This is a genomic window from Actinoplanes palleronii (assembly GCF_016862315.1).
GTDB lineage: Bacteria > Actinomycetota > Actinomycetes > Mycobacteriales > Micromonosporaceae > Actinoplanes > Actinoplanes palleronii.
This window is the reverse complement of sequence record NZ_BOMS01000051.1, coordinates 86,113-112,160: the sequence shown is the minus strand read 5'-3', so window position 1 is coordinate 112,160 and position 26,048 is coordinate 86,113. Positions and strand designations below refer to the sequence as shown.

Annotated in this window: 22 protein-coding genes; 7 read left to right on the top strand and 15 right to left on the bottom strand. The window is 70.7% G+C overall.

The features are described 5' to 3' along the window. Positions 1–81: 81 nt before the first annotated feature. Positions 82–1,377, top strand: coding sequence for a D-arabinono-1,4-lactone oxidase (locus Apa02nite_RS19035; RefSeq protein ID WP_203826180.1), 1,296 nt, complete (start codon positions 82–84; stop codon positions 1,375–1,377). Here the strand turns inward: Apa02nite_RS19035 and topA are convergent, their stop codons facing one another. The 6 genes from topA to Apa02nite_RS19005 form a co-directional block, all read right to left on the bottom strand. Continuing rightward, positions 1,378–4,206: a type I DNA topoisomerase gene (gene topA, locus Apa02nite_RS19030; RefSeq protein ID WP_203826179.1), complete on the bottom strand. Its 2,829-nt coding sequence runs from the start codon at positions 4,204–4,206 to the stop codon at positions 1,378–1,380. It abuts the gene before it with no gap. Between the two features lie 201 nt (positions 4,207–4,407). Beyond that, complete coding sequence (locus Apa02nite_RS19025; RefSeq protein ID WP_157441474.1) at positions 4,408–5,160, bottom strand: hypothetical protein; 753 nt, start codon at positions 5,158–5,160, stop codon at positions 4,408–4,410. Further along, positions 5,157–5,687 carry a hypothetical protein gene (locus Apa02nite_RS19020; protein WP_083971480.1) on the bottom strand — a complete coding sequence of 177 codons (531 nt, stop codon included), beginning with the start codon at positions 5,685–5,687 and terminating at the stop codon, positions 5,157–5,159. Before Apa02nite_RS19020 ends, Apa02nite_RS19025 begins: the two co-directional genes overlap by 4 nt. Positions 5,688–5,814: 127 nt before the next feature. Next, complete coding sequence (locus tag Apa02nite_RS19015) at positions 5,815–8,244, bottom strand: sodium-translocating pyrophosphatase (RefSeq protein WP_203826178.1); 2,430 nt, start codon at positions 8,242–8,244, stop codon at positions 5,815–5,817. Between the two features lie 401 nt (positions 8,245–8,645). Further along, positions 8,646–9,086, bottom strand: a complete 441-nt coding sequence (locus tag Apa02nite_RS19010; RefSeq protein WP_067693086.1) for an ATP-binding protein — start codon at positions 9,084–9,086, stop codon at positions 8,646–8,648. After that, positions 9,083–9,439 (bottom strand): STAS domain-containing protein, encoded by a 357-nt coding sequence (locus tag Apa02nite_RS19005; RefSeq protein WP_067693084.1) that lies wholly within the window; start codon positions 9,437–9,439, stop codon positions 9,083–9,085. Before Apa02nite_RS19005 ends, Apa02nite_RS19010 begins: the two co-directional genes overlap by 4 nt. A 148-nt stretch (positions 9,440–9,587) precedes the next feature. Between Apa02nite_RS19005 and sftH the strand changes: the two genes are divergently transcribed. Continuing rightward, positions 9,588–12,011 (top strand): DEAD/DEAH box helicase, encoded by a 2,424-nt coding sequence (sftH, locus tag Apa02nite_RS19000; protein ID WP_373872983.1) that lies wholly within the window; start codon positions 9,588–9,590, stop codon positions 12,009–12,011. Between the two features lie 185 nt (positions 12,012–12,196). On the opposite strand, the gene Apa02nite_RS18995 is transcribed toward sftH, so the two are convergent. From Apa02nite_RS18995 to ssd, 7 genes are all read right to left on the bottom strand, one after another. Next, positions 12,197–12,673, bottom strand: coding sequence for an Rv3654c family TadE-like protein (locus Apa02nite_RS18995; RefSeq protein WP_203826176.1), 477 nt, complete (start codon positions 12,671–12,673; stop codon positions 12,197–12,199). Beyond that, positions 12,670–13,044: a TadE family type IV pilus minor pilin gene (locus Apa02nite_RS18990; protein ID WP_373872982.1), complete on the bottom strand. Its 375-nt coding sequence runs from the start codon at positions 13,042–13,044 to the stop codon at positions 12,670–12,672. The genes Apa02nite_RS18995 and Apa02nite_RS18990 overlap by 4 nt, the downstream gene beginning before the upstream one ends. Before the next feature lie 13 nt (positions 13,045–13,057). Next, the gene (locus Apa02nite_RS18985; protein ID WP_275412495.1) at positions 13,058–13,213 is read right to left on the bottom strand and encodes a DUF4244 domain-containing protein; all 156 of its coding nucleotides are present in this window, start codon (positions 13,211–13,213) and stop codon (positions 13,058–13,060) included. Between the two features lie 77 nt (positions 13,214–13,290). Then, positions 13,291–14,025, bottom strand: coding sequence for a type II secretion system F family protein (locus Apa02nite_RS18980; RefSeq protein WP_373872998.1), 735 nt, complete (start codon positions 14,023–14,025; stop codon positions 13,291–13,293). A 79-nt stretch (positions 14,026–14,104) separates the two neighbouring features. After that, on the bottom strand, positions 14,105–14,890 hold the full coding sequence (locus Apa02nite_RS18975) for a hypothetical protein (RefSeq protein ID WP_239164397.1): 786 nt from the start codon (positions 14,888–14,890) through the stop codon (positions 14,105–14,107). After that, the gene (locus Apa02nite_RS18970) at positions 14,887–16,047 is read right to left on the bottom strand and encodes a TadA family conjugal transfer-associated ATPase (RefSeq protein WP_203826174.1); all 1,161 of its coding nucleotides are present in this window, start codon (positions 16,045–16,047) and stop codon (positions 14,887–14,889) included. Before Apa02nite_RS18970 ends, Apa02nite_RS18975 begins: the two co-directional genes overlap by 4 nt. Next, on the bottom strand, positions 16,044–17,114 hold the full coding sequence (ssd, locus tag Apa02nite_RS18965) for a septum site-determining protein Ssd (protein ID WP_203826173.1): 1,071 nt from the start codon (positions 17,112–17,114) through the stop codon (positions 16,044–16,046). The genes Apa02nite_RS18970 and ssd overlap by 4 nt, the downstream gene beginning before the upstream one ends. A 200-nt stretch (positions 17,115–17,314) precedes the next feature. Between ssd and Apa02nite_RS18960 the strand changes: the two genes are divergently transcribed. Further along, complete coding sequence (locus tag Apa02nite_RS18960) at positions 17,315–17,680, top strand: STAS domain-containing protein (protein WP_203826172.1); 366 nt, start codon at positions 17,315–17,317, stop codon at positions 17,678–17,680. 335 nt (positions 17,681–18,015) lie between these two features. Next, complete coding sequence (locus tag Apa02nite_RS18955) at positions 18,016–18,819, top strand: HAD family hydrolase (RefSeq protein WP_067687863.1); 804 nt, start codon at positions 18,016–18,018, stop codon at positions 18,817–18,819. A gap of 503 nt (positions 18,820–19,322) precedes the next feature. Here the strand turns inward: Apa02nite_RS18955 and Apa02nite_RS18950 are convergent. Both Apa02nite_RS18950 and Apa02nite_RS18945 read right to left on the bottom strand, forming a co-directional pair. Beyond that, entirely contained in the window at positions 19,323–19,805 is a 483-nt protein-coding gene (locus Apa02nite_RS18950; RefSeq protein ID WP_203826171.1) for a PH domain-containing protein, read from the bottom strand. 33 nt (positions 19,806–19,838) lie between these two features. After that, positions 19,839–20,570 (bottom strand): Fic family protein, encoded by a 732-nt coding sequence (locus Apa02nite_RS18945; RefSeq protein ID WP_373872981.1) that lies wholly within the window; start codon positions 20,568–20,570, stop codon positions 19,839–19,841. Between the two features lie 213 nt (positions 20,571–20,783). Here Apa02nite_RS18945 and acs point away from each other — a divergent pair, with 213 nt between their 5' ends. The 3 genes from acs (at position 20,784) to Apa02nite_RS18930 (ending at position 26,046) form a co-directional block, all read left to right on the top strand. Further along, positions 20,784–22,769, top strand: coding sequence for an acetate--CoA ligase (gene acs, locus Apa02nite_RS18940; protein ID WP_203826169.1), 1,986 nt, complete (start codon positions 20,784–20,786; stop codon positions 22,767–22,769). Between the two features lie 248 nt (positions 22,770–23,017). Further along, complete coding sequence (locus Apa02nite_RS18935; RefSeq protein WP_373872997.1) at positions 23,018–25,411, top strand: immune inhibitor A domain-containing protein; 2,394 nt, start codon at positions 23,018–23,020, stop codon at positions 25,409–25,411. 134 nt (positions 25,412–25,545) lie between these two features. Beyond that, a complete protein-coding gene (locus tag Apa02nite_RS18930; protein ID WP_239164396.1) occupies positions 25,546–26,046 on the top strand; it encodes a hypothetical protein in 501 nt (166 codons plus the stop codon). Positions 26,047–26,048 lie beyond the last annotated feature (2 nt).

The window sequence follows — 26,048 nt, the reverse complement described above, 5'->3', positions numbered from 1 at the left end:
ACGTTACTCGGATCAACGAGCGAGGCACATCGACGGGACGCCAAGTAGTGGTGTCCCCTCGGACGGAGGACAAAAGCCGGAATGACTACACCCGTTAACTCCCGTCGCTGGACCAACTGGGGAACCAACCAGGAGTCCGTCGCGGAGGTGCTCAGCCCTGGCAGCATCGACGAGGTGGCGGCCATGGTCACCGCCTCCGCCGACGCCGGACGACGGATCAAGACGGTCGGGAGCGGGCACTCGTTCACGGCCATCGCGGTCGCCGACGACCAGCGGATGCTGCTGCACCGCCTGAATCAGCTGATCGCGGTGGACGGACCCCTGGTCACCGTGCAAGCCGGCATGCCGCTGTCCACTCTGAACGCCGTGCTGGCCCAGCACGGCCTGGCCATGCCCAACCTCGGCGACATCGACCTGCAGACGGTGGCCGGCGCGATCTCCACCGCCACGCACGGCACCGGGATCAAGCACGGCACGCTGGCGTCCTGCGTGGAAGCGGTCACCATGGTCACCGCGGACGGCACAATCCGACGGTACGACCTGGAGTCACCGGAGTTCCCCGCCGCCCGGGCCGGGCTGGGCGCCCTCGGTGTCCTGGTCGAGGTGACCCTGCGCTGCGTGCCGGCGTTCAACCTGCTCGCCGACGAGAAGCCGATGCCGCTCGCCGACGTGCTGGCCGGCCTCGTGGACTGGATCCCGGCGAACGACCACGTGGAGTTCTACTGGTACCCGTACACCGACCGGGCCCAGCTGAAGATCAACAATCGGGTGACAGTGCACGACCGGCCGCTGCCGAAGTTCCGCAGCTGGCTCGACGACGAGTTTCTGTCGAACACCGTTTTTGAGGGTCTCTGCAAAATCGGGCAGAAGTGGCCGGCAACGGTGCCGCGGATGAGCGCGATGGCCGCCCGGGCGCTCACCGCGCGCAGTTACACCGGCCGCTCCGACCACGTCTTCTGCAGCTCCCGCCGGGTCCGCTTCACCGAGATGGAGTACGAGATCCCGCGCGAGGCCCTGCCCGAGGTGATCGACGCGCTGCCCCGGCTGATCGAGGCGCTGCCGTTCAAGGTGCTCTTCCCGGTCGAGGTGCGGTTCACCGGCCCGGACGACGTCTGGCTGTCACACGGGTACGGCCGGGAGTCCGCCTACATCGCGGTGCACCAGTTCCTCGGCAGCCCGTACGAGCCGTACTTCAAGGCCCTTGAGGCACTCTGCGAGCCGCTCGGTGGCCGGCCGCACTGGGGCAAGCTGCACTATCGGACGGCCGACGACCTGCGCCCCGCGTACCCGAAATTCGACGACTTCGTGGCGGTGCGCAACCGCCTGGACCCGGCCCGGGTCTTCACGAATGACTACCTGGACCGGGTCTTGGGCTAGTTACTCGGAGGCGGCCGTGGCTTTCTTGGCCGCGGCCGTCGTCTTCTTCGCGGGCGTCGCCTTCTTGGCCGGGGTGGCCTTCTTGGCGGCGGTCGTCTTCTTGGCGGCGGTCTTCTTCGCTGCCGTGGTGCCGGTGGCGGCCTTGGCCGGTGCCTTCTTCGGCGCGGCCTTGCGGGCGGTCTTCTTCACCGGCCCCTTGGCGCGCTTCTCGGCGAGCATCTCGATCGCCTCTTGGACCGTGATCTCCTCGGGCGTCTGACCGCGCCGCAGCGTCGCGTTGGTCTCGCCGTCGGTCACGTACGGCCCGAAGCGGCCGTCCTTGATCACCATCGGCTTCTCGGTCGCCGGGTCGACACCCAGCTCACGCAGCGGCGGCTTGGCCGCTCCCCGCGCGCCCCGGAGCTTCGGCTCGGCCAGCATGGCCAGCGCCTCGTCCAGGGTGACGGTGAACAGCCGCTCCTCGTTCTCCAGCGAGCGGGAGTCCTTGAGCCGCTGGATGAACGGGCCGTAGCGCCCGTTGCGCGCGATGATCTCGTTGCCGTCGGGGTCCTTGCCGACCACCCGGGGCAGCGACAGCAGCCGCAGCGCCTCCTCGAGCGTGAGCTCCTGCGGCGTCTGGAAGCTGAACAGGGACGAGCTGCGCTCGCCGCTCTGCACATACGCCCCGTAGCGGCCGGACTTGACCGTCACCGGCTCGCCGGTGCCCGGGTCGTCGCCGAGCGCACGGTCGCCGTTGCCGGCCAGGAAGAGCTCGGCCACCTTCTCCGGCGTCAGCTCGTCGGGAGCGACACCCTCGGGGATCGACGCGCGGTCCTCCGGCGGCTCCTCCTCGCCCTCCTCCAGCGGCCTGTTCAGCGGCACCTTGCGCTGCAGGTACGGCCCGAACTTGCCGACCCGGACGAGGACCTTGCGGTTCAACTCGTCGGTGAAGAGCGGGATCGAGTTGACCTCGCGGGCGTCGATCGCGCTGAGGTTCTCGGTGACCATCTTCTTCAGGCCACCGGCCCGGGCGATCTCGTCGTCCACGCCACCGGTCTGCGTGCCGAAGTAGAAGGCGGTGAGGAAGTCCAGCTGGGTGTGGTCGCCGGAGGCGATGTCGTCGAGCTGGCCCTCCATCGCGGCGGTGAAGTTGTAGTCCACCAGCCGCGGGTAGTGCCCCTCGAGCAGGCCGATCACCGCGAACGCCAGGAACGACGGGATCATCGCCTGGCCACGCTTCTCGACGTACCCGCGGTCCTGGATGGTCTGCATGATCGACGAGTACGTGGACGGCCGGCCGATGCCCAGCTCCTCCAGCGCCTTGACCAGCGAGGCCTCCGTGTAGCGGGCCGGCGGCGAGGTGTGGTGACCCACCGCGGCCAGCTCGTCGGCGGTCAGCGGCTGGTCCTTCACCAGGTTCGGCAGGCGACGCTCGGCGTCCTCGGCCTCGGCGTCCGCGTCGTCGGAGGACTCCACGTACGCCCGGAGGAAGCCCGGGTCGGTGATCGTCTTGCCGGAGGCGCCGAAGTCGGCCTCCTCGTTCGCCGTCGAGATCGCCCGGATCCGGACACTCACCGAGTTGCCGACCGCGTCGGTCATCTGCGACGCGACCGTCCGGCGCCAGATCAGCTCGTAGAGCTTGAACTCCTCGGAGCTCAGCTCCTTGGCGACCTCGCCCGGCGTGCGGAAGTTGTCACCGGCGGGCCGGATCGCCTCGTGCGCCTCCTGGGCGTTCTTCGCCTTGGTGGTGTAGCGGCGCGGCTGCGGCGGCACGCTGTTCGCGCCGTACAGCTCGGCGATCTGCCGGCGGGCCGCGGCGATGGCGGTCTCGGAGAGGTTCACCGAGTCCGTACGCATGTAGGTGATGTAGCCCTTCTCGTACAGGCTCTGCGCGGTACGCATCGTCTGCTTCGAGGAGGACCGCAGCTTGCGGGACGCTTCCTGCTGCAGCGTCGAGGTGATGAACGGCGCGTACGGCTTGCGCCGGTACGGCTTCTCCTCGACCCGGGTGACCGTGAACGGCCGGTCCTCGAGACGGGCGGCCAGCCCACGGGCACCGTCGCCGTCCAGCTGCACCACCGAGGCGCCCGGCTTGAGCTGACCGGTGGTCGGCTCGAAGTCCTTGCCGGTGGCGATCCGGTCGCCGTCCAGCGCGATCAGCGTGGCCTGGAAGGCACGTGCGCCCTCGACCGGGCCCTGCACCGCGAGCTGGGCCTGGATGTCCCAGTACTCCGCGGTGCGGAACGCCATCCGCTGGCGTTCGCGCTCGACCACGATCCGGGTGGCGACGGACTGCACGCGGCCGGCGGAGAGGCCACGCATGACCTTCTTCCACAGGACCGGGCTGACCTCGTAGCCGTACAGCCGGTCCAGGATCCGGCGCGCCTCCTGCGCGTCGACCAGCGAACGGTCGATGTCACGCGGGTTCGCGACCGCGGCCTGGATGGCCGGCTTGGTGATCTCGTGGAAGACCATCCGTTTGACCGGCACCTTGGGTTTGATCGTCTCGATCAGGTGCCACGCGATGGCCTCGCCCTCGCGGTCCTCATCGGTGGCGAGGAAGATCTCGTCCACCTCTTTGGCCAGTTTCTGCAGTTTGGCCACCTGCTGCTTACGGTTATCCGCGACCACGTAGAGCGCGTGGAACCCGTTGTCGACGTCGACGCCGAGGCGGGCCCACGATTCGCCCTTGTACTTGGCCGGCACCTCATCGGCGTTCTTCGGCAAGTCTCGGATATGGCCGACGGAGGCCTCGACCAGATAGTCGGGCCCCAGATAACCGGCGATCGTCTTGGCCTTCGACGGAGACTCGACGATGACCAGACGGATCGTCCTGGCTTCACTCGGCACGGCACTCCCAGTAGTTTCGAGATCCTCGGCGCTCCCCGTCGGCCCGCCCGGCGAGGCACAGATGTTCAACGTAACGCGCCGGAGGAGCCCTCATTCCCGGGGAACCCGCAGTCGGATGGTAACGGTCCGGCCACCGCATGCGTCCGACCGCGACACCGTACACCGGGACGACGGTGTTATGTCGGACACAATCCCGGAAGATCACGCAGTCGCGCTGCCTGGCCAAAGTTCCGCCGGGGCGGCCTCGGGGCACTCACCGACCAGCTCGGCGAGGCGCGCCACCCGGCGCCGGCCGGCGATCAGATATGACCGTCCGTCATCCGACACCCGTCCGGCGAGACCTGCTCTTACCAGCGTGGCGTCCACCGCGAGCGGGTCCTTGGCCGGGTCGAGGCCGAGCCGGAAGCCTCCCGGGCGGGGGCTGCCCGCGGCGGCCACCCAGAGCCGCAGCCGCGGGCCGGAGAGGAAAAGCTGGGCCGCGGCGTCCGGCCAGGCGCGCGCCAGTGCGTTCAATCTCCGGGAGTACGCGGTGCGCACTTCGAATCGCGGCGGCGGTGACGGCTCGGGCGTGTCCAGGATCTCTTCCGGGTCTTGATCTTGAGAGGTCACGACGGGCTGTGCAACGGGTGCCTCGATGACGGGTGTGTCGACAACGGGCGCCCACGTCGCCGCCAGGCCCCGGGCCACCAGCTCGGCCACCAGGACGTGCACCCGCCACGCGTCGTCCACCACCACCGACACCCGGGCCGTGCCGCCCATCCGGCCGAGCACACCCGGCCCGGCCAGCAGACCGGCGAGATCGGCGGGCGACGGCTCGGTGGTCTCCGCGCCGAACATCGACAGCTGCCGGCCACCGGAACGGCCGGGCGTGTCCCGGTGCGGTGTGCGCCGCTCCACCGGGATCGGCGGGGGCAGCACCTCCCGCGGGATCAGCGGCCAGCCGGTCTCGGTCATTGGCACTCGGGCAGCGACTCGAAGGCCTCCTTCAGCTCGACCGAGTCGAGTTTCGAGGTGTCCAGGCCGCTCTTCTCGTACTCGGTGTTGAGCCGGGTCACGACCTTGTCGACCTCGGTGTAGAAGGTGCTGGTCGGCGTGGTGGCCAGGGACTCGATGCCGTCGTGTGCGGTGCCGTACGCGTCGCGCATGCCGGTCAGCGAGCCGACGAACGCCGCCGCGATGGCCTTGCCACCGTCGACGTCCGGCACCCCGGCGCGTTCCACACCGGCCCGGGCCGTCTCGCTCGCGGCGCGGGCGCCGTCGAAGAGCCGGGCCAGGTTCTCCTTCGCCTGGCCGGGCGTGGTGCGCATGGTCATCTGCTGCTGGGTGCGGGTGGTCAACGTGTTGATCTCGCTGCGCCACGGCGCCAGCGCGGTACACACCGAGGCGGCCCAGGCATCCGCGCCATGCTCCGCGGAACAGGCCGCGAGCGGTGCTGCGAGCACGAGGGCGAGAGCGAGAGAGATCGTTCGGACCGCGCGCATGGGAGCAGCGTACGGCCTCGGCAGGACACTCCACACGCCTCGATGGGGGGCAGTTCTCTCCCTCGATACCGGCAACGCCGACGGGCACCCGGCAATCGCCGGGTGCCCGCCTGTGGACAGACCTCGCTCAGCCCACGTTGTCCTTGATCCGGGACTGGGCGGCGGCGTCGTCGTGCCGTGCTTCCTGAGCCGCCTTGGCGGTGTCCGCGGCACCGGCGGCAACCGCCGTGTCCGCGTCCTCACCCATGGAGATCGGCTTGCGCTTGCTCCAGATCACCGCGGCGGTGACGATCGCGAACGCCACCAGCGCGATGCTCACCCGCAGCGGGGTGTTCTCCTCGTTGCCGATGCTCCAGGCCACCACGGCCGGGGCGATCAGCAGCGAGACCAGGTTCATCACCTTGAGCAGCGGGTTGATGGCCGGGCCCGCGGTGTCCTTGAACGGGTCGCCGACGGTGTCGCCGATGACCGTGGCGGCGTGCGCCTCGGAACCCTTGCCGCCGTACGCGCCGTCCTCGACCAGCTTCTTGGCGTTGTCCCAGGCTCCACCGGAGTTGGCCAGGAAGACCGCCATCAGCGTGCCGGTGCCGATCGCGCCGGCCAGGTACGCGGCCAGCGCGCCCGCGCCCAGGCCGAAACCGACCGCGATCGGCGCCATGATCGCCAGCAGACCCGGCGTGAGCAGCTCACGCTGCGCGTCCCGGGTGCAGATGTCGACGACGCGGCCGTACTCGGGACGCTGGGTGTAATCCATGATCCCGGGGAACTCGCGGAACTGCCGCCGGACCTCCATGACCACCGCGCCCGCCGAACGGGACACCGCGTTGATCGCCAGACCGGAGAACAGGAACACCACCGCGGCGCCGATCAGCAGGCCGACCAGGTTGCGCGGGTTGGAGATGTTGAGCAGGTTCAGAATCTGGTTCTGCACCTGGTCACCGGCGATCCCGGCCTCGGCCAGCGAGCTGGCCAGGGTGTTCGTGTACGACCCGAACAGCGCCGTCGCGGCGAGCACCGCGGTGGCGATCGCGATGCCCTTGGTGATCGCCTTGGTGGTGTTGCCGACGGCGTCCAGCTCGGTGAGGATCTGCGCGCCCTTCTCGTCGACGTCACCGGACATCTCGGCGATGCCCTGCGCGTTGTCCGAGATCGGACCGAAGGTGTCCATCGCCACGATCACGCCGACCGTGGTGAGCAGGCCGGTTCCGGCCAGCGCCACCGCGAAGAGCGACAGGGTGATCGAGGTGCCGCCGAGCAGGAACGCGCCGTACACGCCGGCGCCGATCAGCAGCGCCGAGTAGACCGCGGACTCCAGGCCGACGCTGATGCCGGCCAGCACCACGGTGGCCGCGCCGGTCGCCGACGACTTGCCGATGTCCTGCACCGGACGCCGGGTGGTCTCGGTGAAGTAGCCGGTCAGCGCCTGGATGGCGGCGGCCAGCACGATGCCGATCACGACGGCGCCGATCGCCACCCACTGCGGGTTGCGGCCGCTGTCCACGATCTCCGGCGCGATGCCGGCGTCGTTGAACCCGGCGAAGCTGTTCGGCAGGTAGAGGAAGGTGACCACGCCGACCGCGACGGCCGAGACCGCCGCGGAGATGTAGAACGCCCGGTTGATCGCGGTCAGACCGTTGCGGTCGGACGGACGGAGCCGGGTGATGAAGACGCCCAGGATCGCGATCACCACGCCGATCGTGGACACGATCAGCGGGAAGATCAGGCCGTCCTGGCCGAACGCGGCCTGACCCAGGATCAGCGCGGCGACCAGAGTCACCGCGTACGACTCGAACAGGTCCGCGGCCATGCCGGCGCAGTCGCCGACGTTGTCGCCCACGTTGTCGGCGATGGTCGCGGCGTTGCGCGGGTCGTCCTCGGGAATGCCCTTCTCCACCTTGCCGACCAGGTCGGCGCCGACGTCCGCGGCCTTGGTGAAGATGCCGCCACCGACCCGCATGAACATCGCGAGCAGGGCGGCGCCGAAGCCGAAGCCTTCCAGCACGGTCGGCGCGTCGCTGGAGAAGATCAGCACCACCAGCGCCCCACCGAACAGGCCCAGGCCCACGGTGAGGAAGCCGACCACACCACCGGTGCGGAACGCGATCCCCATCGCGGTCTCCCGGCCACCGGCCTCACTGGCCGCCGCGGCGACCCGCAGGTTGGCCCGGGTGGCCAGCGCCATCCCGGCACCGCCGATGAACGAGCTGAACACCGCGCCCACGACGAAGAAGAGCGAGCGCCCGATCTTCACCCAGGTCTCGTTGTCGGTGTCGTGCACCGGCAACAGGAACAGCAACACGACCGCGATCACCACGAACACGGCGAGCGTCTTGAACTGCCGGAACAGGTATGCCGACGCGCCTTCCTGCACGGCGCCGGCGATCTCCTGCATCTTCGCGGTACCCCGGCCGGCGCGCAGCACCGACTGGACGAACATCGCGGCGAAGCCCAGAGCGATCAGGGCGAACACCAGCGCGACGATGACGAATGTGACGTTGGATCCGCTCAGGGACACTCCGCCACCCTCGGCGGCGAGGTCTATCGAGGTCCCGGACATCAATGTCCTCCTACACGCACCGACCGCACCCGACAGGTGGACGTGACCTGTGGGCGCGTTCCCCGGGGAGCCGGGGACGACCAACCAGACCCGCGGACGCGGGACCAGCAGTAGCTGACAACTCGCGTACTGTATAGGTCTGGCGTGGCGATCGTCACATGGCGACCCGGCCGTGTCGCGATGATGTTTACCGCTGTGTTAGACCGGCGGACGGGACATATCGGCGCGGGTTGATCTTTTCCCTGGCCAGGGCGTTGACAGCACCCGGTTCCGAATATTGGGCGAAATGCCCGAATTGAGGATAGGGTCAGGAACAGAGATCTTCGGGCTACACACGCCGAAACGAAAAGGCCGCCCTCGGGGGCGGCCTTAAAGATCTATTTCGTACGATCAGGGCACGATCAGCGTCGGGTGACCGGCCAGACCATCCGGACCTCGGTGCCCGGCCCGTCCTCGACCGGTCGCACCTGCAGATCGTCGACGAACCCGGCCAGCAGCGCGAAGCCCACCCCTGTGGTGAGCGCGTCCTCGGTCAGCGACTCGGCGGCCAGCTCGTCCGGCGGCAGCTTGGTGAGACCGATGCTGGCCTCGATCGGAGCATGGTCGATGACCCGGACGGTGTACGACCCCGAGTCGGACATCTCCACCGTGACCAGGTCGGCCAGGCCGTACTGGCGGTGCAATGCCACCGCACGCGTGCAGGCCTCACCGATCGCCAGGCGCACCTCGTCCAGCAGGCCTTCGTCGACCCCGGCCCGCCGGGCCACCGCGACACCGACCAGCCGGGCGGTGCGCACGTGCACCGGAGCCGGGGAGAAGGACAACCGAACAGTCGCCATCACGAAGCTGGACCGCTGCCGGTGCGTTCGGTGGCGGCCTCGACCGTGGGGAAAATCGGGAACACCTGATCCAGCGCGGTGATCCGGAAAATCTTGAGAAGTGGTTCCTTCGCGCACACCAGGCCGAACGTGCCCTGTGCGGTGCGTAGTCGTTTCAGCGCGCCGACAAGCACGCCGAGCCCGGTGGAATCGAGGAACTCGACCCGTTCCAGATCGACCACCACGTCACGAGCCCCGGCGTCGACCAGCTCGATCAACCGCTCACGCAGCCGAGGAGCGGTGTAAACGTCAACCTCGCCACCGACTTCGAGCACCGTGTGCTCAGCGACGGTACGAGTCGCCAGCGACAGCTCCATCGGTCCTCCTCCCTGATCTCCCCCGCGAATCTAACCACCGACCGGCATCGGGCGACGCGTGGCACCCACCGTCCTACCCTTTTGGGGCCGGGCGCATACCGCATCCGCTGTTTGGGCGGGACGCCTTTGCGGTGTCAGAGTGCATGGCGTGACTGCCACCGCTTCCGGCCCCGCTGAGCTGCTCCATCGCTTACGTGCCCGGAGCGGTGCCGCGGCCCAGTCGCCGATCACCCACATCGAACACGTCACCGCCCGCGCCGGCCGGGTGTCGGCCTGGCCGTCGTGGGCCGACGCCGGAGTGCGTGACGCCTTCGTGCGACAGGGAATCACCGCACCGTGGGACCACCAGGCCGACGCCGCCACCCTCGCGTGGCAGGGTACGCACGTGGTGCTGGCCACCGGAACCGCCTCCGGCAAGTCGCTGGCCTACCAGCTCCCGGCGCTCACCACGCTGGCCGGCGATCCGAAGGCCACCGTGCTGTACCTCTCGCCGACCAAGGCGCTCGCCGCCGACCAGCTGCGCGGCCTGACCCGGCTCGGCCTGGACGGCGTTCGCCCGGCCACCCTGGACGGCGACACCCCGCGCGAGGAGCGGGAATGGGTCCGCCAGCACGCCCGGTTCGTCCTCACCAACCCGGACATGCTGCACCACAGCCTGCTGCCCGGGCACGCCAGGTGGGCGGTCTTCTTCCGCCGCCTCTCGTACGTCGTGATCGACGAATGCCACGCGTACCGCGGCGTCTTCGGCTCGCACGTCGCGCACGTGCTGCGCCGGCTGCGACGGACAGCGGCCCGGTACGGCAGCTCACCGACGTTCATCCTGGCCTCGGCGACCTCCGGTGATCCGGCCGGCAGCGCGTCCCGGCTGACCGGGGTGCCGGTGAGCGCGGTGACCGACGACGCGTCGCCGCGCGGGCCGGTGACGTTCGCGCTCTGGGAGCCGCCCCTGCTCCCGCCGTCCTCCCCCGACCGTTCTTCCTCCGCCGGCACCGGCCTCGCGTCTCGGACCGCCGGCGCTGACCTTGCCGCCGGGGAGGAGCCGCTGATCCGGCGGTCGGCGTTGCGGGAGACCGCGGATCTGCTCACCGACGCCGTGGTGGCCGGCACCCGGACGCTCGCCTTCATCCGCTCCCGGCGGGGCGCCGAGGTGGTCGCCACGATCGCCCGGCGCTCCCTGGACGAGGCGGTGCCCGGGCTGGGCGACCGGGTCGCCGCGTACCGGGGCGGTTACCTGCGCGAGGACCGGCGCCGGATCGAACGGGCGCTGCTCTCCGGCGAGCTGCTCGGGCTGGCCTCGACGAATGCGCTCGAGCTCGGCGTCGACCTGGCCGGGCTGGACGCCGTACTGATCTGCGGCTGGCCGGGAACCCGGGCGTCGCTGTGGCAGCAGGCCGGGCGGGCGGGACGGGCCGGCGGGGAGGCCCTCGCGGTGCTGATCGCCCGGGACGACCCGCTGGACACGTACCTGGTGCACCACCCGGAGGCGCTGTTCGGCCGGCCGGTGGAGGCGACCGTGCTGGACCCGGCCAACCCGTACGTTCTCGGCCCGCAACTCTGCTGCGCCGCTTCCGAAGCCCCGCTGACCGAGAATGATCTCGCACTGTTCGGTGGCGCTCCGGCCCTGGAGGCGATCCGGTCACTCGTCGAGCAGGGTGTGCTGCGGCGGCGGCCGTCCGGCTGGTACTGGACCCATCGCGGCCGGCCCGACGTGGACCTGCGCGGCACCGGCGGGGCTCCGGTCTCGGTGGTGGAGGCGGCGACCGGGCGGCTGCTCGGCACGGTCGATCAGGGGTCGTCGCACGCCATGCTGCACGAGGGGGCGGTCCACCTGCACCAGGGCGTCACGTACCTGGTGGACGAGCTGGACCTGGACGACGCCATCGCGCTGGTGCACCAGGAGGAGCCGGACTGGACCACCCAGGCGCGGGATGTCACGGAGCTGTCGGTGGTGTCGGTGCGCTCGTCCGTGGACGCCGGCCCGGTCGGCCTGTTCCTCGGCGAGGTGGACGTGACCAACCAGGTGGTGTCGTACCAGCGGCGACGCCTGGGCAGCGGCGAGGTGATCGACACGAAGCCACTGGACCTGCCGGTGCGGGAACTGCGTACCGTCGCGGTCTGGTTCACGGTGTCCCCGCAGGCCCTGGCGGCCGCCGGGGTGGAATGGGCCGACGTGCCGGGCGCCCTGCACGCCGCCGAACACGCCGGGATCGGCCTGCTCCCGCTGATCGCGACGTGCGACCGCTGGGACATCGGCGGCCTGTCCACGGCCAACCACCCGGACACCGAGGCCCCGACGGTCTTCGTCTACGACGGCCACCCCGGCGGCGCCGGCTTCGCCGAACGGGCCTACGCGACCGCGGCCGAGTGGCTGCAAGCGACCCGCTCAGCGATCGCATCGTGCGGCTGCGAGACCGGCTGCCCGTCCTGCGTCCAGTCCCCGAAGTGCGGCAACGGCAACAACCCCCTGGACAAACCCGGCGCCGTCCAAGTCCTCACCACCGTCCTGGCCGCCCTCCCACCCACCACCGAACCCACCCACTCCCACCCCGCCGTCCCCCACCCCCGCGCATAACCGCCACCCGAACTGCGTGGGGACTTTCGGCGCGCAGCGCACCAAAACTCCCCACACAACCCCAGCCCAACAACTACGTGGGGACTTTCGGCGCGCAGCGCACCAAAACTCCCCACACAACCGCGACACAACAACTACGTGGGGACTTTCGGCGCGCAGCGCGCCGAAAGTCCCCACGTAACCCCTCACGAGCCGGCGGCGGTGACCGGGCCGGCTCGGGCGGCGGCCGTGGCGACGGCTGCCAGCGAGGTGACCGGGACCTCGGCCCGGACCACCACCTCCAAGCCGGTGACCTGGCACGCCGCCAGCCGCGCGCCGTTCGCGGCGGCGTAGCGCGCAGCGGCCGCGCAAGCCGGCCCCGACCCCTCGATCGCATGCTGGGCCGCGGCCAGCGCGGCCAGATCCGCGGCGTTGCGCGCGCTGTGCCCAGCCACCCGGGCGGCCACCACCATGGCTCCGGCCATCCCCGCCGCCACCAGCAACAACCCCACCGCCAACACAAAGATCGACGCCGCTCCCCGCTCTGACCCATGACCGAAATCGGTCGCAGGATCGGGCGACAAGGCCGGCCAGTGGGCGAAATCGGTCGCGGGCTCGGGCGACAAGGCCAGCCAGTGGGCGAAATCGGTCGCGGGCTCGGGCCGCGCGGCCGGGCCGGTCATTTCAAGCCCGGGCTGGTGAGGTCCGGTTCGCGGGCGGCGACGGCGGTGCCGGTGACCGTGAAAGCGCCGGGCAGGTCCGCGCCGAGCACGCTGACCCGCACGGACACTGTCGCGGTAACACTCTCCCGGTCACCGCTGAGCCGGATCTCGGCGCCGTCCGGTGCCATCCGTCCGGCCGCCGCGGCTCCCGAGTCGCCCCGGGCCTCGGCCAGCGCCGCCTCCCGGGCGGCGTCCAGGCACTCCGCCTTGGTCAGGACCGCGGTGACCGCGGTGAGACCGGCGAACAGGAACACCATGAGCGCCGGCAGCCCGGCCGCGAGTTCAGCGGTGAACGACCCCCGGTCCCGGCCGGGCCGCCGGCGCACCCTCACGCCACGACCCCGATCACTTCAGAGCCTTGGTGATCAGGGCGGACAGCGCGTTCTGCACGCCGGCACTGGTCACCACCTTCAACAGGATGCCCGCGAAGGCGACGGCGGCGAGCGTGCCCACCGCGTACTCCGCGGTACTCATGCCGGCGTCGGCCGCTTCGGTACGCAGACGCCGGAACGCTGCGACGAGTTGATGCACGTGGTCCTCCTCGACTGGGGGCGCGGCCCGGCGCCGCACCCTGGGTTTCACAGCACGTCGCCGAGCACGGCGACCAGCACCGGCACCAGGCCGGCGAGCAGAAAGGCGGGCAGGAAGCAGAGCCCGAGCGGCAGCACGATCAGCACCCCGGCCCGCTGGGCGGCTGCCTCGGCCGCGACCGAACGGTCCGCCCGCAGGTCACCGGCGAGCCGTTCGAGGGCGCCGGCCAGCGCGCCGCCGCTGGCGCTGGAGCGCACCGCCGCGGCGATCAGCCGTTCGGCGCCGGTCACGTCGGCCAGGTGGGTCCAGGCCTCGGCCGGTCCCGCGCCGAGCCGCAACGACCGGGCGGTCCGCCGCATCCGTGCGCCGAGTGGCCCGTCCAGCGCGTCGGCCACCGCGGCCGCCGCCCGGTCCACCGGCGCGCCCGCTCGTAGCGCCGCGGCCAGCAGGTCCGCACCGAGTGACAGGTCGGCGAGCGCCTCCCGGCGCTCCCGCCGGACCTCGGCGGGCTCCCGCCGGCGCAGGAAGCGTTCGGTCCCGATCCCCGCACCCACCCCGATCGGTACGCCCCACCAGCTCCCGATCACCCCGGCCACCCCGACCGCGACGAGCACCCCGAGCAGCACTTGAGTCCGCCGCTCACCCGGCGAGCGGGCCATCACCGAGCCCTCGTCTCGCCACGGCGTTTCGGCGGGGACGCCACCACGGAACGGAACACACGGTCCGACGCCTGGCACACGCTGGCCGATGCCTGGGCTCCGAGCAGCGCGGCCACGCAGCACTCCCGCAGCGGCACCCGCACCGGCCCACCCGGCCGCAGCACGGCCGCGGCTCCGCACGCCGCACCGCACGACGTCCCCATCAGCGCGGCCCGCTCACGAGGCGCTGCGCCCACAGCAGCCCACCGCACTGGAGCAGCACCGCGGCGACCGCACAGGCCGCGCCCACCGGCGTACCCAGAAGGACCTGCAGCGGATCCGCGCCTATCGCGTATCCAAGACCGATTCCGCCCAGCGGCAAAGCCGCGAGCAGCAACGCCGTCGCCTGCGCTCCGGCGGCCTGGGCGGCCGCCGAGGCCGCCGCCCGATCCGCGGCCCGGGCATCCGTCTCGATCCGTTCCAGCAGGTCCGCCGCCGGCGCCCCGGTGTGCTCCGCCAGCCGCCACACCGCCCCGGTCAGCCGGGCAACCCGCCCATCCCCGTCCAGCGTCCCGACAGATCCGACAGCCCCGGTCGCAACAGAACCGGACGACGACGCCGCCAGCGCCGGCGGCAGCCCGGCCCGCAGATCCGCGACCAGCGCCGCCAACCCGTCCAACGCCGCCGCCCGGCCGGCCGCCGCCCGCTTGCGCCGGGCCCGGCGCACCCACTCACTCATCCCTAGACCGGCATAAACCGCCCCGACCAGCGCCGCCACCGGCCCGCCCAGCACCAGCCCCAGCACCGCGACGACACCGGCCACCCCGAGCACCGCCCGCCGGTCCGGAGCAAGAGCCCGGACAACGGCACGAACGCGATCACCAGCCCCCGCCCGCCGCGCCCCGTCCCCGGCGACCACCGGCCCGCCGAGCCGCGCCAGCACTCCCGCCCCCGGCCAAGCGATCACCACCACGCACCCGGCCAGACAGGCGACCACCACCCCGATCACGTCGCCCCCAGCACCGACGGCACCTCGATCCCGCGGTCCCGCAGCATCCGGCCCAGCACTCCGGCCCCCGGCCCCACGCCGCCGTCCCGATCCCAGGCCGACACCACGGCTGGAACCCGCTCCACCCCGGACGGCAGCAGCACGCTCACCGATTCCAGCGCCCGGCCACCCCCGCTCCGCCGGACCTGCAGCACCACCTGCAGCGCCGCCAGCACCTGCGCGTGCAGCGCCGCCCGCGGCAACCCGCCGAGCAGCCCGAGCGCCTCCAGCCGGGCGGGCACGTCGCCGGCCGCGTTGGCGTGCAGCGTCCCGGCGCCGCCCTCGTGCCCGGTGTTCAGCGCACCGAGCAGGTCGACGATCTCCGCGCCCCGGCACTCGCCGATCACCAGCCGGTCCGGTCGCATCCGCAGCGCCTGCCGGACCAGGTCGGTCAGCCCGACCGCGCCGGCGCCCTCCACGTTCGCGGTACGCGCCTGCAGCGCCACCACGTGCGGGTGCACCGGCCGCAGCTCGGCCGCGTCCTCGACCAGCACGATCCGTTCGGTCGGTGGCACCAGCCCGAGCAGGGTCGCCAGCAGCGTGGTCTTGCCGCTGCCGGTGCCACCGGTGACCAGGTACGCCAGCCGCGCCCCCACCACCGCCTCGAGCACCGGCGCCACCACGGCCGGCACCGTCCGGTGCGCGACCAGGTCAGCCAGGCTGAACGGCCGCTGCCGGAACGTCCGCAACGACAGGTACGGCCCCTGCGTCGCCACCGGCGGCAGCACCGCGTGCAGGCGGGTGCCGTCCGGCAGTCGGGCGTCCGCGTACGGCTGCCCGTCGTCCAACCGCCGCCCGCACGCCGCCACCAGCCGCTGTGCCAACCGCCGTACGTCCGCGGTCTCCCCCAGCCGAACAGCCGCCCGCTGCAGACCAGCGCCCCGGTCCACCCAGACCTGAGCGCCATTGACCAGCACATCCGTGACCGACGGGTCGGCGAGCAGCGGCGCCAGTGGCCCGGCCCCGATCAGCTCGTCCCGCACCTGGTCGGCGAGGCGCAGCACCGCCTTGTCGCCGAGCACCCCGTTCTCCCGGCGCACCGCGCTCACCACCGCGGCCGGCGTCGCCTCCACCCCCTCGTACGCGAACTGCCGCCGTACCCGGTCCACCACGCTCACGCCGTCACCGCCCGGGTGCCCATCAGCTCGTTGACCAGCCGCCGGCAGAGGTCGGCGAGCGGCCCCTTCCCGCCGGTGGTCGGCGCGGTGCCGCGTTCGAGCTCCCGGCACATCGACGGTTCCGGGCGCAGCGTCCCGGCGAGCGGCACCCCGAGCGTGTCGGCGATCTCCCGGGGCCGCAGCCGGCCGGGCGCCGGCCCGCGCACCACCACCGCGACGTCCTCGCAGTGCGGCCGGACCTGGGCGAGCGTGCGGGCGGCCGAGGCGGTGGCGCGCAGCTCGGCCGGTACGACGAGCAGCGTGCGGTCGGCGGCCTGCAGCGCGAGTACCGCGGCGTCGTCGAGCTGCCGGGGCAGGTCGGCGATGATCACGTCCCGGCCGCGGCGGGCGGCGTCCAGGGTGGCCGCCATCGCCTCGGCCGGCACGCCGGGCAGCTCGTCCCGGTCGAAGGAGAGCAGCACCAGGTCACCGCGGTGGGGCAGGGCGTCGAGCAGGGCGGGCGGATCCACCCGGCCACCGGCGCCGGCCAGACCGGGCCAGCGCAGGCCGTTCACCCGTTCCCAGCCGAGGACCAGGTCGAGCCCGCCGCCGAGCGGGTCGGCGTCGATCAGCAGGGTGCGGTGTCCCGCGTCGACGGACATCCGGGCGAGCCCGGCGGCGAGGATGCTCGCCCCGGCGCCGCCCCGGCCGCCGATCACCGCGAGGGTGCGGGAGACCGCGGGCGGGCGCGGGCGGCCGTCGAGCTGTTCCACCAGCCAGGGTTCGGCGTCCGGGAGCACCGCGACGTGGTCCGCGCCGAGCGGTTCGGCGGCCGACCAGATCTCGTCGCCGGGCGCGCCCCGGGCCACCACGATCACCCGGGGCCGGCGGGGCAGCCGGGCACGCAGGCCGGGCAGGACCTGGTCGGCGCCGATCAGGACGACCGGCGCGGGCAGGTATCGGGGGCGGGCGGCGATCGGGTCGGGCGCCACGTCGACCTCGTTGCCCGCGGCGGCGGCCAGCCGCAGCAGGTCGTCGAGCAGGTCGGCGTCGGCGGTGATCAGGAGCGGGCGGGGCGGCAGGGGCATCGTCTTCTCCCAGCGGCGGGCGGTTCGGGCCCGCCCAAACTCCCGGCCCGGCCCGGCGCGGGCAATCGCCGCCGCCCCGGCTGTGGACAACTCCGCAGCTTGTGGATAACTCCGCCGGGACGCCGAGATCTGGTATCCGGGCGCGGAGTGGATCGGCGGGTGTTGGGTATGTTGTCCCGACACAGATCGGGAGATTCGACATGGACAGCTCGATCCGGACCGCCCTGGCGGATGACGGCACGGTCACCGTCACGGTGGTTGGTGAGATCGATTTCTCCAACGCCGACGAGGTGGCCGACGGCCTCCGGGACGTGATCGCCGACGGACCGCCGCCGACCGTTTACGTGGATCTGCGGGATGCGTCCTTCATCGACTCGACCGGCCTCGGCGCTCTGATCGACGGCTACCGGACCGCGACCGAGCGCGATGTCCGATTCGTGGTGGTCAACCCGAGCGTGCCGTTCCGCCGGGTGCTCGCCGTGACCGGCCTCTCCGACCTGTTCGGCCTCGCCGAGGCGGGCGCGCCCCAGTGGGAGACCGCGCCGGACCGCGCGGCAAGCGCCTGAAGAGGGAACGACCCCCGTCGGGGGAGACGGGGGCCGTTCTGGGATTCGGCTCCGGGGGGGGTCGAGCCGAATCAACTCGGATGACCGCGGGGGGCGCAGTCACCGAGCGCATATCGTTGAACGCTGACTCACCGACGCCGGCTCAACGAGTTCACGGGACGCGACGGTAACAACACTATTCCCGGTCGCAAACACAAGTCTGCCTCAGTCTGAGGCAGCCGTCGAGTACTGAAATGTGACTCACTGCAAGGTCCCTGCCCGTCTGACCGTTTTCACTGCGCGTCACGGCGAACGGGTGCCCGCCACCGAGCGGGTTGCGGCTACACTTTCGGCCCGTGGGCCCCAGCGCCGCCTTTTTCGATCTCGACAAGACCGTCATCGCCAAGTCCAGCGCTCTGGCCTTCGGACGGCCGTTCTATCGCGATGGCCTGATCAGCCGGCGCGATGTGGTGAAGTCCGCCTATGCCCAGCTGATGTTCCGGCTCGGCGGCGGCACCGACGAGCAGGCCATGGCCCGCACCCGCGACTATCTGGCCGCCCTCTGCAAGGGCTGGCGGGTCGAGCAGGTGCAGCAGATCGTCGCCGAGACGCTCAACGAGCTGATCAATCCGTATGTCTACGCCGAGGCTGCCGCGCTGATCGCGGAGCATCAGGCGGCCGGCCGCGACGTCGTGCTGGTCTCCGCGTCCGGCGACGAGATGGTCCGCCCGATCGGCGAGTTGCTCGGCATCACCGACGTGATCGCCACCCGGATGGCCATCGTCGACGGGCGCTACAGCGGCCAGGTGGAGTTCTACTCGGCCGGCCCGGCCAAGGTCGTCGGCATCAACGAGCTCGCCGCCGCCCGTGGTTACGACCTCAGCCAGTGCTTCGCCTACTCCGACTCCAGCAGCGACCTGCCGATGCTCGAGGCGGTCGGCCACCCGAGCGTCGTCAACCCGGACCGCGCTCTGCGCCGCGCCGCCCTGGAACGCTCCTGGCCGGTGCTGGAGTTCCGCCATCCGATCGCCCTCGGCAAACGCCTGCGGGACCGCCCGGCCGTCCCGGTCGCCGCGGCGGCTCTCGGTGTCGGTGTCGGCGTCGCGATCGGCTTCGCCCTCTACGGTCGCCACCGCCGCGCCCGCGCCGCGGTCGCCTGACCGAAACCGCCCATCACGCCTCCGGACCGCTTTTCCGCACGACCGTCCTTTTACGGTACGAATACCCAGCGCCCGTCCGTAGGCTACGAGCCGAGTCCCGCCCATGAGGCCGCCCGGCGGGCGCAACGCAACGACCAGCACAAATGCCATTGGTCTGAGTAATAGTGAAACGCCAGATTTGCCGGGCTGATACCTGGTGATCAAGCCGGTACCGGCGTAGAAATGAATCGCGGGGCAACGAGGATCGGGAGTCACCGAAAATCGGACCCGTGCACGGCCACCGGGAACCCACGCGCGATCAGCCACGGCAGGCACGTTGCGACGGGACTTGCGCCACAGGTGGTGCTTCCGCCTCCACGGGGATCATCGCCACCAGGCCGCCGGACTGTCGACAACGACCCAGGTGCACGCTTGTTAACCCGGAATGGACGCGCAGGAGTGGCAGGGGCCGTGGTGCCCGCGATTTCGCGGACCGCGGCCCCTCTCCGTTCCCCGGAGCGGATTTAGGCGGTGCCGGAGGCCGCGCTCTGGTGCCGCTTGCGGATCTCCTGGTAGACGGCTCGGAAGACCTTGGGCCGGGTGTGGAAGTCCATCCCCTTCTCCCACAGCTCGGTGTTCACCGTCGCGCCGTCGACCCGCTCCAGCAGCACCGTGTTCCCGTTCTCGATCTCGAACGGCCCGAGCCGGTGGGTCGACCGGTGCAGCCGCACCCCGGCGATCTCCCGCCACCGCATCGCCCGGGAGCGCACCAGCCCGCGGACCAGCACGCCCTCCGGGCTCACGTACACACCGAGCTGCAGGATCCGCCAGGCGCCGACCACCCAGACCGCGGCGAGCAGGCAGGCGACCACCCGTAAGCCGTGTCCCATCAGGTCGAACTGCCGGATCGTGGCCCAGGTCAGCATCGCCAGAGCGAACGCCTCCCAGGCAATGACGAGCCACCGTCCGGGGCCGGGCTCGTACGGACGCACCCAGTTGTCAGCCACCCCGAAATTATGCGACGGCGAATTGATCAGAGGTCAGACGGTTGCCAATACTCCGTCACCGATCGTGGTGATCTCCTGCGCGCCGGCCGTGATCGCCGACGCGTAGTGCCGCAGCCACGAGCGCACCCCGTCCGGCGTCCCGGTCGCGTAGGCGCCGGCCGATCCGACGTACTCCGGCTCCCGGGCGAGGTGGCCCAGCTCGACGGCGACCAGGCCGCGCGGATCGAACCCGCGCCCGATCAGGGTGAGCCGGGCGGCGGCCCGGGCGACCACCCCGGCCGGCCCGGCGAACGGGCGCAGCGTGATCAGCTCGGCGTGCACGATCGCGGCGAGCACCAGCGGCGGGGTCTCCTCGTTGCCGGCCACCAGCCCGGCGAGCGCGTCGATCCGCTCGGCACCGCCGGTGAGCCGGCCCAGGTGCTCGGCCGGCACCACGCCACCGGCCGCGAGCACGTGCAGCTTGGCCAGGACCTGACGGGGCGCGCGGGGCCAGAGGTCGACCAGGCCGCCGATCCCCTCGGCCACCCGCAGGGCGCCCTGCAGGACCGGGTCGGTGACGGTGCCGGCTCGGACGTCGTCGAGCTCGTACTTGTTGCCCTCCAGGGCGGCGCTGGCGACCGCGGCGCGCAGGCTGGCCTCGGCGGCGACCTGACCGCCGTGCCGGCGCAGGGCCCGGTGCCGCATGGCGGCGTCGACGCTCTCCCGGGCCTCGGCCAGGGCCGGAGCGACATCAGCGAGCTCGAGCAAGGGTGCTAGTGGATCCACCCGAACACGGTAACCGGTAAAGCGGTGGAAACACGGGGTGCACAAACACGAGTGGAAATGGCAAGATTCGCGCAGTACCGATCACGCGAGCGTCATTCAGCGCGCGTATGGCACCGTCGAGCGCGCATCCACTGCGCAACTCTTCGCCGGAGCCACCGCCCAGAACTAATGTGCAACGTAGAGACCCCCGGTCAGGCAAGAGGAGCCGCCCTCATGAGCGAAACCCTGGAGAATCTCTCCTCCGAGACGCGGCAGTTCCCGCCGCCCGCCGACCTCGCGGCCGCCGCCAACGTGACAGCCGAGGCATACCAGGAGGCCGCCGACGACCGGCTCGCCTACTGGGAGCGCCAGGCCGAACGGCTCAGCTGGACGAAGCCGTGGGACCAGGTGCTGGACTGGTCCAACCCGCCGTTCGCCAAGTGGTTCGTCGGCGGCGAGCTGAACGTCGCGTACAACTGCGTGGACCGGCACGTCGAGGCCGGCAACGGCGACCGCGTCGCCATCCACTGGGAGGGCGAGCCGGGCGACACCCGCACCGTCACGTACGCGGAATTGCTGATATCGGTCTCGCAGGCCGCGAACACCTTGACCGAGCTGGGGGTCGTCGCCGGCGACCGGGTCGCCATCTACCTGCCGATGATCCCGGAAGCCGCGGTGGCCATGCTCGCCTGCGCCCGGATCGGCGCCACGCACAGCGTGGTGTTCGGCGGCTTCTCGGTGGAGGCGCTGTCCACCCGGATCAACGACGCCGACGCCAAGGTCGTGATCACCGCCGACGGCGGATACCGTCGCGGCAAGCCGTCCGCGCTCAAGCCCACCGTGGACGAGGCGGTGGCCCGCTGCGCGAGCATCGAGCACGTGCTGGTGGTCCGGCGCACCGGTCAGGAGGTCGCCTGGACCGACAAGGACAAGTGGTGGCACGAGACCGTCGAGCAGGCCAGCCCGGAGCACAAGGCGCAGCCGTTCGAGGCCGAGCACCCGCTCTTCATCCTCTACACCTCGGGCACCACCGGTAACCCGAAGGGCATCCTGCACACCACCGGCGGCTACCTGACCCAGGCCTCCTACACCCACAACGCGGTGTTCGACCTGAAGCCGGAGACCGACGTCTACTGGTGCACCGCCGACATCGGCTGGGTGACCGGCCACTCCTACATCGTCTACGGCCCGCTCTCCAACGGCGCCACCCAGGTGATGTACGAGGGCACCCCGGACACCCCGGACCGCGGCCGCTTCTGGCAGATCGTCGACAAGTACAAGGTGTCGATCCTCTACACCGCCCCGACGCTGATCCGCACCATGATGAAGTGGGGCGACGACATCCCGGCCAAGTACGACCTGTCCTCCCTGCGGGTGCTGGGCAGCGTCGGTGAGCCGATCAACCCCGAGGCCTGGATGTGGTACCGGGAGCACGTCGGCCGCGAGCGCACCCCGATCGTCGACACCTGGTGGCAGACCGAGACCGGCGCCGTGATGATCTCGCCGCTGCCCGGCGTGACCGCGGCCAAGCCGGGTTCGGCGATGACCGCGCTGCCCGGCATCAGCGCGGATGTGGTCGACGACCAGGCCGAGTCGGTGCCGAACGGCGGTGGCGGTTTCCTGGTGCTGACCGAGCCGTGGCCGTCGATGCTGCGCACCATCTGGCGCGACGACAAGCGGTTCATCGACACGTACTGGTCGCGCTTCGGCGCCGGCGCCGGCAACGGCGACAAGTGGGTCTATTTCGCCGGTGACGGCGCGAAGAAGGACGAGGACGGCGCGCTCTGGCTGCTCGGCCGGGTCGACGACGTCATGCTGATCTCCGGCCACAACATCTCCACCACCGAGGTGGAGTCGGCGCTGGTGTCGCACCCGGCGGTGGCCGAGGCCGCGGTGGTCGGCGCGACCGACCCGACCACCGGGCAGGCGATCGTCGCGTTCACCATCCCGCGCGGCAACGTGGTGACCGAGGGCGAGGCCGGCCAGGAGCTGATCAAGGAGCTCCGCAACCACGTGGCCAAGACGCTCGGCCCGATCGCCAAGCCGCGGCAGATCATGCTGGTCACCGAGCTGCCCAAGACCCGCTCCGGCAAGATCATGCGGCGGCTGCTGCGGGACGTCGCGGAGAACCGTTCACTCGGCGACGTCACCACCCTGCAGGACTCGGCAGTGATGGACCTGATCTCGTCCGGAATGAATTCGGCCAAGTCCGAAGACTGATCCTGACCGATTTAGGGCTGGTGGTGCACCCTGCACCACCAGCCTTTTTTGTCCTTTATGCCGACTATCGTGTTATGGCCTGGCCATATCAGATAACTGTTGGTCATCAATACGCTGCACGATCCCCGAACATCGGTTCGTTTGCATACGTTCACCTACAGTCCCGAACCCCGGGGCCGTTTGACGCTGGGCGCGGCACACCACGCTCAGCCGCTAAAACGGAGGTAAACGTAGTGCGCAAGGTGGTCGTGGGACTACTCGGCGCCGTGATGGTGACCACCGTCGGAGCGATGGCTCCGGCGATGGCCGTGGCGGCCCCGCCGGCGGATCTGGCTCCGGTGGCACAGTCCGGGGACAACGCCCCGGTCGATGACCTGCCCAACCCCCTCGAGGAGAAGCGTCGCGCGCTGCGCGAAGAGGCTGTCTCCCAGGTGGTCAGCGGCGAGTCCAAGGTGGAGACCCGGAACGGCAGCAAGATCGTCAACCTGGGCAAGACGTACGGCAACGGTGGTTTCGGCCACCCGGGCAAGAACCAGTACGTCGAGCTGGCTCGGGAGAAGACCGACAAGATCTTCGTGATCCTCACCGAGTTCGGCAACGAGCGGCACCCGTCGTTCCCGGACCAGGACACGACGACGGCGACCGCGGGGCCGACGACCTTCGAGGGTCCGCTGCACAACGCCATTCCGGCGCCGGACCGCAAGCTGGACAACTCCACCATCTGGCAGGCCGACTACACCCCGGAGTACTTCCGGAACCTGTACTTCGGCACCGGCAAGAACACCGAGTCGGTCAAGACCTACTTCGAGACCCAGTCGTCCGGGCGCTACAGCGTCGACGGCGAGGTCTCCGACTGGGTCAAGGTCAAGTACAACGAGGCCCGGTACGGCCGGTCGAACGACAACCCGACCGACGCCAACGGCGACGACCCGGCCGTCTGCGCCAGCAGCAACTGCACCAACGTGTGGGCGCTGGTCAACGACGCCGTCACGCAGTGGTACGCCGACAAGAAGGCGTCCGGCATGTCCGACGCCGCCATCAAGGCCGACCTGCAGCAGTACGACAAGTACGACCGGTACGACTTCGACGGTGACGGCGACTTCAACGAGCCCGACGGTTACCTCGACCACTTCCAGATCGTGCACTCCGGCGGCGACCAGGCCGACGGTGACCCGTCCCAGGGTGAGGACGCCGTCTGGAGTCACCGCTGGTACGCGTACTCGACCGACGCCGGTCGTACCGGCCCGGCCGACAACAAGCTCGGTGGCGCCCAGATCGGCACGTCCGGCATCTGGGTCGGCGACTACACCATCCAGCCGGAGAACGGTGGCCTGAGCGTCTTCGTCCACGAGTACACCCACGACCTGGGCCTCCCGGACGACTACGACACCAGCGGCCTGGGTGACAACAGCAACGAGTACTGGACGCTGATGGCGCAGAGCCGTCTCAGCGCCGCCACCGACAAGGGCATCGGCACTCGGCCGGGCGACCTCGGCGCGTGGAACAAGCTGCAGCTCGGCTGGCTGAACTACGAGTCGGTCAAGGCCGGTACCAAGAAGATCGTCAAGCTCGGCCCGCAGGAGTACAACTCCGACAAGAAGCAGGCTCTGGTGGTGAACCTTCCGGACAAGAAGGTGACCACCGATCTGGGCGCGCCGTTCGACGGAGCCAAGCAGTTCTACTCCGGCAACGCGGACGACCTGAACGTGTCGCTGTCCAAGGCGATCGACCTGACCGGGAAGACCACCGGGAGCGTCTCGCTCCAGGGCCGGTACGCGATCGAAGAGGACTACGACTACCTGTACGCCGAGGCCTCCACGGACGGCGGCGCCAACTGGACCAAGCTGGACGGCACCGTCGGCGGCGAGCCGTTCGTCAAGGACGGCAGCGGCAGCCCGGCGATCACCGGCTCGTCCGACAACGCGTGGAAGCCGATCGAGGTTTCGCTCGACGCGTACGCCGGCAAGGCGATCCAGTTCCGCCTGCACTACGTGACCGACGGTGGCGTCTCCGAGGGTGGCTTCTTCGGCGACGACCTGACGGTCACCACCGACGGCACGGTCATCTCGACGGACGGCGCCGAGGGCACCTCGACGTGGACCGCGGCCGGCTTCACGATCGTCGGTTCCACCAGCACCAGCGACTTCCCGAACTACTACATCGCGGGTTACCGGAGCTACACCTCGTACGACAAGTACCTGGCGACCGGCCCGTACAACTTCGGGTGGGCGAGCACCAAGCCGGACTGGGTGGAGCACTACAACTACCAGACCGGTCTGCTGATCTCGTACTGGGACACCTCCCAGGTCGACAACAACACCAACGAGCACCCTGGCTCGGGTCGCAACCTCATCATCGACGCGCACCCGAAGCCGAGCATCAACCCGACCGGTGTTCCGTGGCGGGCCCGGGTCCAGGTGTACGACGCTCCGTTCGGCCTGTACCCGACGGACGGCATGACCCTGCACCTGAACGGCGCGAAGTCGGTCATCAAGCCGCAGTTCGGTGACCCGACCTTCAGCGACAAGGACAAGTACTACTACGACGAGACTCCGAACGCGGGTGTCAAGCTCCCGGCGGTCGGCGTCAAGATCGCGGTGCTGGGCCAGCTCGGCACCTCGATGACTGTCGCGGTGTACTGATTCGAACCGCACCACCAGCAGCGCCCGGGGACCCTACTCCCCGGGCGCTGCCCCTTTTCCGTCACGAAACTCGGGAACCGACGCGCGCCGCGATTCGTCCCACCATTGACGCTCCGCGCCGGAAGGATGATCTGATGCGCAGTCACCACACGTACCGAATCGGCATCGCCGTAGCCATCGGGGCCCTCGCCGCAGGATGCGGCAGCACCGGCGGCACCTCCTCGTCGGCGTCGCCCGCTCCGGCCTCGGTGGCCCCCTCCGGCTCCGCACCCGCTGCGCCCTCCGGCATCGCGCCGTCGGCCGGCGGCGCACCGTCCACGACGGTCCCGGAGGCTTCGGAGTCGACAAGTCCGGGCGCACTGCCGACCCTCACCAAACCGACCGCGCCGCCCCGTGAGCCGACCGACAACCTCCCGGACAAGGGCTGGGTGGCCGGCAACGTCACCCGGGGCGGTTCCGGCCCCTGCTACGGCCTCACGGCCGACGACGGCACCAAGTACGCGCTCTACTCCGCCGCCGGCATCAAGCTGACCGCCGGCGATCGGGTCAAGGTCAAGCTGGAGACCACCCTGCTGAAGATCTACTGCGGTCCGGGCGACCTGATGGCGATGACCGAGGCGCAACCGATCGGATGATC